Origin of the sequence: Streptomyces kebangsaanensis (genome assembly GCF_001906585.1) — a bacterium.
GTDB lineage: Bacteria > Actinomycetota > Actinomycetes > Streptomycetales > Streptomycetaceae > Streptomyces > Streptomyces kebangsaanensis.
The window spans coordinates 66812-76454 of record NZ_JUJA01000170.1 but is presented as its reverse complement, the minus strand read 5'-3'; the positions used below and the strand labels follow the sequence as shown (position 1 = coordinate 76454).

Annotated in this window: 8 protein-coding genes and 2 pseudogenes; 4 read left to right on the top strand and 6 right to left on the bottom strand. The window is 71.4% G+C overall.

Annotated features, from left to right (window positions below; genetic code table 11):
• A pseudogene (locus RH94_RS38385) lies at positions 1-648 on the top strand (spermidine synthase); the annotation flags it as partial.
• A gap of 37 nt (positions 649-685) precedes the next feature.
• Here RH94_RS38385 and RH94_RS38380 read toward each other — a convergent pair.
• Positions 686-1240 (bottom strand): hypothetical protein, encoded by a 555-nt coding sequence (locus tag RH94_RS38380; protein WP_073952893.1) that lies wholly within the window; start codon positions 1238-1240, stop codon positions 686-688.
• Between the two features lie 139 nt (positions 1241-1379).
• Between RH94_RS38380 and RH94_RS38375 the strand changes: the two genes are divergently transcribed.
• Together RH94_RS38375 and RH94_RS38370 are read left to right on the top strand one after the other, a co-directional pair.
• A complete protein-coding gene (locus RH94_RS38375) occupies positions 1380-2084 on the top strand; it encodes a response regulator transcription factor (protein WP_073952892.1) in 705 nt (234 codons plus the stop codon).
• A complete protein-coding gene (locus RH94_RS38370) occupies positions 2081-3484 on the top strand; it encodes a sensor histidine kinase (RefSeq protein ID WP_073952891.1) in 1404 nt (467 codons plus the stop codon). The genes RH94_RS38375 and RH94_RS38370 overlap by 4 nt, the downstream gene beginning before the upstream one ends.
• A 150-nt stretch (positions 3485-3634) precedes the next feature.
• On the opposite strand, the gene RH94_RS38365 is transcribed toward RH94_RS38370, so the two are convergent.
• The 5 genes and pseudogenes from RH94_RS38365 to RH94_RS38350 all read right to left on the bottom strand — a co-directional run bounded on the left by RH94_RS38365 (position 3635) and on the right by RH94_RS38350 (position 8426).
• Positions 3635-5071 (bottom strand): GH1 family beta-glucosidase, encoded by a 1437-nt coding sequence (locus RH94_RS38365; RefSeq protein ID WP_073952890.1) that lies wholly within the window; start codon positions 5069-5071, stop codon positions 3635-3637.
• A 90-nt stretch (positions 5072-5161) separates the two neighbouring features.
• Positions 5162-6064, bottom strand: coding sequence for a carbohydrate ABC transporter permease (locus RH94_RS38360; protein WP_073952889.1), 903 nt, complete (start codon positions 6062-6064; stop codon positions 5162-5164).
• Positions 6065-6076: 12 nt separating this feature from the next.
• Positions 6077-6299 (bottom strand): annotated as a pseudogene (locus RH94_RS46025) (sugar ABC transporter permease); the annotation flags it as partial.
• A gap of 3 nt (positions 6300-6302) precedes the next feature.
• Positions 6303-7095, bottom strand: a 793-nt coding sequence (locus tag RH94_RS38355) for a carbohydrate ABC transporter permease (RefSeq protein WP_234426368.1), incomplete at its 3' end; no start/stop codon positions are given.
• Positions 7096-7100: 5 nt separating this feature from the next.
• Positions 7101-8426, bottom strand: coding sequence for an ABC transporter substrate-binding protein (locus RH94_RS38350; protein ID WP_073952888.1), 1326 nt, complete (start codon positions 8424-8426; stop codon positions 7101-7103).
• A 415-nt stretch (positions 8427-8841) separates the two neighbouring features.
• Between RH94_RS38350 and RH94_RS38345 the strand changes: the two genes are divergently transcribed.
• Positions 8842-9643: LacI family DNA-binding transcriptional regulator (locus RH94_RS38345; protein WP_234426362.1), on the top strand; the 802-nt coding region annotated here is incomplete at its 3' end.

Sequence of the window (9643 nt, the reverse complement as noted above, 5' to 3'; positions counted from 1 at the left end):
CCCGCCGGCAGACCGGTGCACGCCGTGCACCTCGGCGGCGGAGCGCTCACGCTCGCCCGGTACGTCGCCGCGACCCGGCCCCGCTCCACCCAGCAGGTCGTCGAGCGGGACGCGGCCCTGGTCCAACTGGTGCGGCGTGAGCTGCCGTTGGACACCAACGCCCGCATACGGGTGCGGTCGGCGGACGCCCGCGAGGGGCTCGCCAAGGTGCCGGACGGCTGGGCCGATCTGGTCGTCGCGGACGTGTTCAGCGGCACCCGTACGCCCGCCCACCTCACCTCCACGGAGTTCCTCGACGAGGTCCGCAGGGCCCTGAAGCCGGGCGGGGTCTACGCCGCCAACCTCGCCGACGGCCCGCCGCTGGCCCATCTGCGCGGCCAGATCGCCACCGCCGCCGCCCGGTTCGCGCAGCTCGCGCTGGTCGCCGACCCGGCCGTGCTGCGCGGCAGGCGGTTCGGCAACGCGGTGCTCGTCGCCTCCGACCTGCCGCTGCCGGTCGCCGAACTGACCCGCCGGGCCGCCTCCGACCCGCACCCGGCCCGTGTCGAACACGGCCGTGCGCTCACCGACTTCACCGGAGGAGCCGTACCGGTCACGGACACCACGGCCGTCGCCTCACCGGCCCCACCGCCCTCTGTCTTCCATTGAACCGGGCGTGCGGCCGCAGGACTTGCCCGGACCGGTCCTAGTAGCTGCCGATGTCCACGTGCGGCGGTCCGTCGTGCCAGGCGCAGATGACCGACACCCGGTCCGTGTCCGAGGTGAACTCCACGCGGATCCACGTCTCCGTCTTCCACACCTGCATCGACCAGCCCGTGCCCGGAGTCGCGGAGACCAGGTTCGCCGAGGCCTCGCCGAGGTCGAAGACCACCCGGCCGCCCTTGGTGTCGTAGCTCTTGACCTGGCCGGAGGCGGTGGGAGAGGGGGAGGAAGAAGGAGAAGGGGGAGGAACCGGAGTGCTCGCGGGGGGTGCCGGTTCGGAGGAACCGGGGGCGGCCGGCCGCTCGCCGGGGGTCCGGCTCGGCGTGGGCGAGGGGCTCTTGGACGGGGGCGGCCGGTGGGTGGAGGAGGCCTGCGGCCCCGGCTCCTGCGTGGTCGCGCCGGCCGCCGTGATGGGCAGCGCGCGCGGCGGGTCGTAGGCCGTGCCCGCCATCACCGTGTGGACGCCCCACCACGACAACGTGACCGCCGCGCCGGTTGCGAGCGACCACGCCAGTACGTGAACGAGTCCTCTGTACATCGCGGCCATCCTGCCTCACCCGCCACACCCATGTCGTTCGAACGCGTTCGGGGTGAGGCTGTCCACAGGCGGCGGGAGCCCGGCCGAAGTTGTCCACAGGCCCGGACCGGGTGTGCCCGCATGGCGTACGGTGCGGCGCATGGCAAGTGTGCTCGTGGTCGAGGACGACCAGTTCGTACGCTCGGCGCTCATCCGGCACCTGACCGAGGCTTCGCACACCGTGCGCAGCGTCGGTACGGCGCTGGAGGCGCTGCGCGAGGTCGCCCATTTCCGCTTCGACGTGGTCGTCCTGGACCTCGGACTGCCCGACCTGGACGGCTCCGAGGCCCTGAAGATGCTGCGCGGCATCACCGACGTGCCCGTCATCATCGCCACCGCCCGGGACGACGAGGCGGAGATCGTCCGGCTGCTCAACGCCGGGGCGGACGACTACCTGACCAAGCCGTTCTCGGTCGAGCACCTGTCGGCGCGCATGTCCGCCGTACTGCGCCGGGCCCGCTCCGGAGCGGGAGAGGACCCCTCGTCCACCGTGCTCCGCGTCGGCGGCCTGACCGTCGATCCGCTGCGCCGCCAGGCCGAGTTGGACGGCGTACGGCTGGACCTGACCCGCCGTGAGTTCGACCTGCTGGCCTTCCTCGCCGGGCGGCCGGGCGTGGTCGTGGCGCGCAGGGAGCTGCTGGCCGAGGTCTGGCAGCAGTCCTACGGCGACGACCAGACCATCGACGTCCATCTGTCCTGGCTGCGGCGCAAGCTGGGCGAGACGGCCGCCCGGCCCCGCTATCTGCACACCCTGCGGGGCGTGGGCGTGAAGCTGGAGCCGCCCGGAGCGGAGCCGCCGCGATGAGATGGGCACTGGTCAAGGTCTGCCTGGCGGTCACCACCATGGTCGTGATCGCCTTCGCCGTCCCGCTCGGTCTGGTCATCAAGGAGATGGCCCGCGACCGCGCCTTCTCCAACGCCGAGCGCCAGGCCGCGGCGGTCGCCCCCGCGCTGTCCATCACCACCGAGCGCGAGCAGCTGGAGCGGGTGGTCGCCTCGGCCGGCTCGGACGCGCGGATGGCCGTGCACATACCGGAGACCGACGGCACGGCGGCCGTCGACATCGGCCGCGGCCGGGCCGCCGACGAGGACATCGCGACCGTGCGGAAGATGGGCCGCGCCTCCACCACCGAGGTGGACGGCGGGTCCGCACTGCTCCAGCCGGTCGCGCTGAGCTCCGGCGCCATCGCGGTCGTCGAGGTCCACGTCCCCGAGTCCGAGGTCAGCAACGGCGTCGGCACGGCCTGGGCGGTGCTGGCCGGCGTGGGCGCGGCGCTCGTCGTCGGCTCGGTCGCCGTCGCCGACCGGCTGGGTGTGCGGATGGTGCGGCCCGCGCGGCGGCTCGTCGAGGGCGCGCGCGAACTGGGGGAGGGCAGACTGGGCGCCCGGGTGCCCGAGGAAGGGCCGACCGAACTGCGGCTCGCGGCGGTCGCGTTCAACTCCATGGCCGACCAGGTCGTACAACTCCTCGCGAACGAGAGGGAGCTGGCGGCCGACCTGTCCCACCGGCTGCGCACGCCACTGACCGTGCTGCGGCTGAACGCGGCCTCGCTCGGCGACGGCCCGGCCGCCGAGCAGACCCGGGAGGCCGTCGCCCAGCTGGAGCGCGAGGTCGACACCATCATCCGTACCGCCCGTGAGGCCAAGCCGCAGACCGCGGCCGCCGGTCCGGGCGCCGGGTGCGACGCGGCCGAAGTGGTCCGCGAGCGGATGGAGTTCTGGTCGGCGCTCGCCGAGGACGAGGGCCGCAAGTGGCGGGTGGCCGGAGTGGAGCGGCCGGTGCGCATACCCGTGGCCCGCGCCGACCTCGCCGCCGCGCTGGACGCCCTGCTCGGCAACGTCTTCCGGCACACCCCCGAGGGCACGGCCTTCGCGGTCGACGTGCACAACGCCGACGACGCGGTGATCGTGCTCGTCTCCGACGCGGGCCCCGGCATATCCGACCCCGAGGCGGCCATGGCGCGCGGCCGGGGCTCCGGCACCGACGGCTCCACGGGGCTCGGCCTGGACATCGTGCGCCGGCTCGCGGAGTCGACCGGCGGGGACGTGCGGATCGGCTCCTCCGTGCTCGGCGGCACGGAGGTGCGCATCTGGATCCAGGTCGACGGCCGCAGGCCGGTGCGCAGGGGCCACCGGGGAACCGTGCGCCGGCGCCGGACGGGCAGACCGGTCCCGATCCTCAACCGTTCCCGATCCCACCCTTAAGAGCACCCTAAAATTCTCAACGCCCGCCCAGATCAACCGGTTTGCCGGATCCCGGATCGCTAGCGTGGTGCCCCCCGTGAACAGCGGGGCAACGCGTCCCGGCCGGTTCACCCCCCACCCGGCCGGGGCGCGCGACTGCCCGACCACCCGTCAGGCGGCGTCCACCGGCGGCAGCTCCCCGGTGCGGGCCGCCCGCCCGTACCAGTGGGCGCTGGACTTCGGGGTCCGGGCGAGGGTGGCGTAGTCGACGTAGACCGCGCCGAACCGCTTGCCGTAGCCGTAGGCCCACTCGAAGTTGTCCAGCAGGGACCACAGGTAGTACCCGCGGACGTCCGCGCCGTCCGCGATGGCCCGGCGCACCGCCGACAGGTGGCCGTGCAGGTAGGCGATGCGCTCCGGATCGTGCACGCGGCCGTCGGCGTCCACCTTGTCGTCGTAGGCCGCGCCGTTCTCGGTGACGTACAGCGGCAGCCCCGGCGCCTCCCGGGCGTAACGCATGATCAGCTCGTGCAGGCCGGTCGGGTCGATCGTCCAGCCCATCTCGGTGCGGTCGCCGGGCGTCTGGTGGAACGCCACGTCGTCCGCGCCCGGCCACGGCGAGTGCGCGCTCGCCCCGTGGCCGTCGGCCCGCGGGCCCTGCTGCGCCGCGTCCACCGCTCCCACCAGCGCCGGCGTGTAGTAGTTGAGGCCGAGCGCGTCCAGCGGCTGGTTGACGGTCCGCAGGTCGCCGTCCTGGACGTACGACCAGTCGGTGATCGACGAGGTCGCCTCCAGCAGCGTGGCCGGGTAGGCCCCGTGCAGCATCGGTCCGTGGAAGACGCCGTTGGCCAGGTCGTCGATCTTCTGTACGGCCGCCAGGTCCGCCGGCTCCTGGGAGACGGGCCGTACCACCGAGGAGTTGAGGCTGACCGCGACCGAGTTGCGGGCCGGCATCGCCGAGCGCAGCGCCTGCGTGCCCAGGCCGTGCGCCAGGTTCAGGTGGTGGGCGGCGCGCAGGGAGGCCAGGGGCTCGGTGCGGCCGGGCGCGTGCACGCCGGAGCCGTAGCCCAGGAAGGCGCTGCACCACGGCTCGTTGAGAGTGATCCACTGCTCCACCCGGTCGCCGAGCGCCTCGCCGACGAGCTGCGCGTACTCCGCGAAGCGCAGCGCGGTGTCCCGCTCCGGCCAGCCGCCCGCGTCCTCCAGCTCCTGCGGCAGGTCCCAGTGGTAGAGGGTGACGGCCGGCTTGATCCCGCGGGACAGCAGCTCGTCGACCAGGCGGCGGTAGAAGTCCAGGCCCACCTGCACGGCGGGCCCCCGGCCGGTCGGCTGCACGCGCGACCAGGAGATCGAGAAGCGGTAGGCGTTCAGGCCCAGGTCCGCCATCAGGGCCACGTCGTCGCGGTAGCGGTGGTAGTGGTCGACAGCGATGTCACCGGTCTCGCCGCCGGCGGTCCTGCCGGGGGTATGGCTGAAGGTGTCCCAGATCGAGGGCGTACGGCCGTCCTCCCGCACCGCCCCCTCGATCTGGTACGCGGAGGTCGCGGCGCCCCAGAGGAAGGAGGGTGGAAAGGTCACCGGGGTCACCGGCTGTGCGGACTCAGACATGGAAGCGCTCCCAGAAGTGGTCGTGAAGACCGACGGGTCGGAGGGGGAAGGAAAAGGAGGGGAAGGAGGGGGCGGGCGGGGCCGCGGGCGTCAGCCCTTGACCGCGCCCTGCATGATGCCGCCCACGATCTGCTTGCCGAAGACCGCGAAGACCAGCAGCAGCGGCAGCGTGCCCAGCAGCGCGCCCGCCATGATCAGGGACTGGTCGGGGGTGTAGCCGCGGCCCAGACCCGCGAGGGCGACCTGCACGGTCGGGTTGCCGGTCTGGGTCAGTACCAGGAACGGCCACAGGAAGTCGTTCCAGGTCTGTACGAACATCAGCATCCCGAGCACGGCCATGGCCGGCCGCGCGGCCGGGAACACCACGTGCCACACCACGCGCCAGCTGCTCGCGCCGTCCACCCGGGCGGCCTCGATGATCTCGTCCGGCAGCGCCTGCAGCAGGTACTGCCGCATGAAGAACACACCGAACGCGCTGACCAGCGACGGCAGGATCACCGCCTGCAGCTGGTCGGTCCAGTCCAGCTTGGCCACCATCATGTACAGCGGGATGATGCTGAGCTGCGGCGGCACCATCATCGTGCCGATCACGATCAGCATCAGGGCGCCGCGGCCCCTGAAGCGCAGCTTGGCGAAGGCGAAGCCGGCGATCGTCGACAGGAACACGACGGTCGTGGCCGAGATGCCCGCCACGATCGTGGTGTTGACGAACGCCTTGCCCAGGTTGGCGTCCGTCCAGGCGACCTGGAGGTTGTGCATCAGGTTCGAGCCGAACCAGAAGGGCGGCGGGGTCTGGGCCAGCCGGTTGTTGTCGCGGGAGGCGGCGATCGCCGTCCACACCAGTGGGAACAGCGAGCCGATGGTGAACAGGGCCAGGATCACGTACGCGATCGGGCCGGCGTGCAGCTGCCCGCCCGCGCGGGCGGCCTTCGGCCGGCGCGTCCGGCGCGGCTCGGCGGCCGGTGCCTCGGGTTTCGTCAGGGTCGTCGTCACGGCCGGTACTCCTTAACTACTGGCGCGCAGCCGGCGCGAGATGACGTAGTTGACGATGCCGATCACGATCAGGATCAGGAACATCGTCCAGGCGATCGCGGAGGCCCGGCCCAGGTGCTGGTTCACCCAGCCCTGCTCGTACAGGTACAGGCCGAGGGTCTGGAACTGGTGCTCCGCGCCGCCGGAGGCGCCCTTGTTGGCGTCGAACAGCAGCGGCTCGCCGAAGACCTGGCTGNNNTGGCGCCGATGGTCGACACCACGGCGGTGAACAGGATCGTCGGACGCAGCTGCGGCAGCGTGACGTGGAAGAACTGCCGGAACCGGTTGGCGCCGTCCAGCGCCGCCGACTCGTACAGGTCCTGCGGGATGGCCTGCATCGCCGCGAGGTAGATCAGCGCGTTGTAGCCCGTCCAGCGCCAGATGATGATCGTGGAGACGGCGATCTGCGAGGGCCACTTGTCGTTCTGCCAGTCGACGTGGTCGAAGCCGACCGAGTGCAGCACCCAGTTGATCACGCCGTAGTCGCGCCCGAAGAGCAGCACGAAGACCAGCGAGGCGGCGGCGATCGAGGTCGCGTACGGCGCGAGCATCGCGACCCGGTAGAAGGTCGAGGAGCGCAGCTTGTAGTTCAGGATGTGCGCGATGCCCATCGCCATCAGCAGCTGCGGGACCGTGGAGATGATGCCGATGGTCAGGGTGTTCTTCGCCGCGTTCCAGAAGAAGTCGTCGTCGAAGATCCGGGTGTAGTTGCGCAGGCCCGCCCATTCCATGTCGGTCGGCGCGGTCAGCTCCACCGTGTGCAGCGAGGCCCACGCCGTGTAGATCAGCGGGAACAGGCCGAACGCGACGAAGAGCAGGAAGAACGGCGAGACGAACGCGTACGGACTCCACCGCATGTCCCGCTGCCAGCGGCGGGACAGCCGGGCCCGGCGCCGCTGCTCCGCCTGGTCGAGCACGGCGCCCGCGGCCGGGCGGCCCGGGGCCGCGCCCCCCTCGGCGGGGGGCGCGGCGGTGTCGTGCCGGGTGGCCATACCGGTCACTTCTCCAGGTTGTTGTCGATGGTCTTGGTGGCCGTCTTCCAGGCGTCGGCGGCCGACTTGCCCTTCGTCACGAGGATGACCCCGTTGTCCGTCAGACCCTGCTGGATGATCTGGTCCTTCGGGCCGATCACCTGGACCGGGATGGTGTTGGCGGCCTCGGCGAAGATCTTGCCGATGGGCGCGTCACCGGTCATCTCGTTCTTCGCACCGGTGACCTCGGAGCTGCTGTAGGCGGCCGGCGCGCTCGGGAAGCTGCCCTGGACGGCGAACAGCTTGGCCTGCTGCTCGGGAGCCGTCAGCCAGGTGATGAGCGCCGTCGCCTCCTTCACGTGCTTGCCGCTCTTGGGCACGGCCAGGAAGGAACCGCCCCAGTTGCCGCCCTTGGGCGGAACGGCGACGTCCCACTTGCCGACCGCGTCCGGCTGCGACTTGCTCTTGAGGTAGCCGAGCATCCACGGCGGGCAGGCGACGGTGGCGAACTTGTTGTTCGCGATCGTCTGGTCCCAGGCCGGCTGGAACTGGGTCTGCGACTGGACCAGACCCTTCTGGGCGGCCTTGGCGGTCAGGTCGAAGGCGGCCTTGACGGCGGGGTTCGTCTTGTAGATGACCTCGCCGGAGGCGTTGTAGAACTTCTCCTTCTCACTGGCGAGGACCGCGTTGATCAGGCCACCGGGGGAGTCCATGAAGTAGGTGCCCTCGGGCGCCTTCTTCTTGAAGTTCTCGCCCACCTGGAGGAACTTGTTCCAGTCGCCCGCCCACAGCTTGCCGACCTCGTCGCGGTCGGTGGGCAGTCCGGCCTGCTCGAAGAGGTCCTTGCGGTAGCAGACCGCCATCGGGCCGATGTCGGTGCCGAGGCCGATGACCTGGCCGTCCTGGGTGGCGGCCTGCTGCCACTTCCAGCTCAGCCAGTTGCTCTTGTCCACGCCCGAGGCCTTGGAGAGGTCCTCGAACTTGTCCGCCTGGGTGGCGACGACCTCGGCGATGTTGCCGACTTCGACGGCCTGGACGTCCATCAGGCCGCTGTTGGTGGTGAGGTGGTTGACGAGCGCCGGGTAGTAGTTCTCGTTCCGCTCGACGACGTTTTCCTGGATCTTGATGTCCGAGTGCAACTCCTCGTACGCGGCGTAGAGACCGGCCTCCTTGAAGCCCATGGCGCCGAAGAGCCCCAGCGTGATCGTGGTCTTGCCACCGCCGCTGCCACCGTCCGGCGAGCCGGACTTGCCTCCGTTGTCCTTGGAGCAGCCGGCCAGCAGCCCGACGCCCAGTGACGCGGCTGCCGCCAGGACCACCGCCTTGCGGGAGGTGGAAAATCGTGCTCGCATTGCGTCCTCCTGTTGCCCTGACGTGCCGACCCCCCGGCCAACTGCATGGTTGGGCCCGTTGTGTGTTCGCTGCGGCTCGGGCGGGGAACGTGCGGGTTGTGTATGTGTCAGGTACTGTGGGAGCGCTCCCACAAGTGATGTGTTGAAGAGTTGCGGGTTCGGGCGGGGGTGTCAAGGGTGTGAGCGAGGACAAATTCGTTCAGTTATCGGCCTGTTAACTAACGCGGGGAATCGGGAGGTTGACCTTCCGGGAGGGAGGGGCCGGCTCGTCCGGACGGTCGGGCGAGGCCACGGGCGGAACCGGAACGACGGCCCCCGGGACCGCCCTCGGGGACGACCCCGGGGACGACCCCCGTTCAAGGATGACTGTTAGATTCCAGGCCAAAGCGGTTTTGACGGCGGAAGGGCGGAGCCAATGGCAGGCGCAGGCCACGGAGCACGGGGCCGGAGCGGCGGTCGGCCGACCCTCGAAGAGGTCGCCGCACGGGCCGGCGTCGGCCGCGGAACCGTCTCCCGGGTGATCAACGGCTCACCCCGGGTCAGCGACGCCACCCGCGCCGCGGTGGAGGCGGCGGTCGCCGAACTCGGCTACGTCCCCAACACGGCCGCCCGCGCCCTGGCCGCCAACCGCACGGACGCGATCGCCCTGGTCGTCCCCGAACCGGAGACCCGCTTCTTCGCCGAGCCGTACTTCTCGGACATGCTGCGGGGCGTCGGCGCCGGACTGTCGGACACGGAGATGCAGCTGCTGCTGACCTTCGCCGGCAGTGACCGGAAGCGGCAGCGGCTGGCGCAGTACCTGGCGGCCCACCGCGTCGACGGCGTCCTGCTGGTCTCGGTGCACGCGGACGACCCCCTGCCGGACATGCTGGCCCAGCTGGAGATCCCGGCGGTGATCAGCGGTCCGCGTTCGGCGGGGGAGACCCTGACCTCGGTGGACTCCGACAACTACGGCGGCGCGCGTTCGGCGGTGGAGCACCTGCTGGCCCGGGGCCGCCGCACCATCGCCCACATCACCGGTCACCTGGACGTCTACGGTGCCCAGCGCCGTGTGGACGGCTACCGCGACGCGCTGCGGGACGCGGGCCGGGAGGCCGACGAACTCCTCGTGGCCGAGGGCGACTTCACCGAGGAGGGCGGCCGTCGTGCGATGGCCCGTCTGCTCGCCCACCGCCCCGACCTGGACGCCGTCTTCGCCGCCTCGGACGTCACGGCGG

What these genes read in the sequence shown, in the direction of transcription:
- RH94_RS38380 (WP_073952893.1), bottom strand. Translation starts at nt 1,240, where the DNA reads ATGTACAGAGGACTCGTTCACGTACTGGCGTGGTCGCTCGCAACCGGC.
- RH94_RS38375 (WP_073952892.1), top strand. Translation starts at nt 1,380, where the DNA reads ATGGCAAGTGTGCTCGTGGTCGAGGACGACCAGTTCGTACGCTCGGCG.
- RH94_RS38370 (WP_073952891.1), top strand. Translation starts at nt 2,081, where the DNA reads ATGAGATGGGCACTGGTCAAGGTCTGCCTGGCGGTCACCACCATGGTC.
- RH94_RS38365 (WP_073952890.1), bottom strand. Translation starts at nt 5,071, where the DNA reads ATGTCTGAGTCCGCACAGCCGGTGACCCCGGTGACCTTTCCACCCTCC.
- RH94_RS38350 (WP_073952888.1), bottom strand. Translation starts at nt 8,426, where the DNA reads ATGCGAGCACGATTTTCCACCTCCCGCAAGGCGGTGGTCCTGGCGGCA.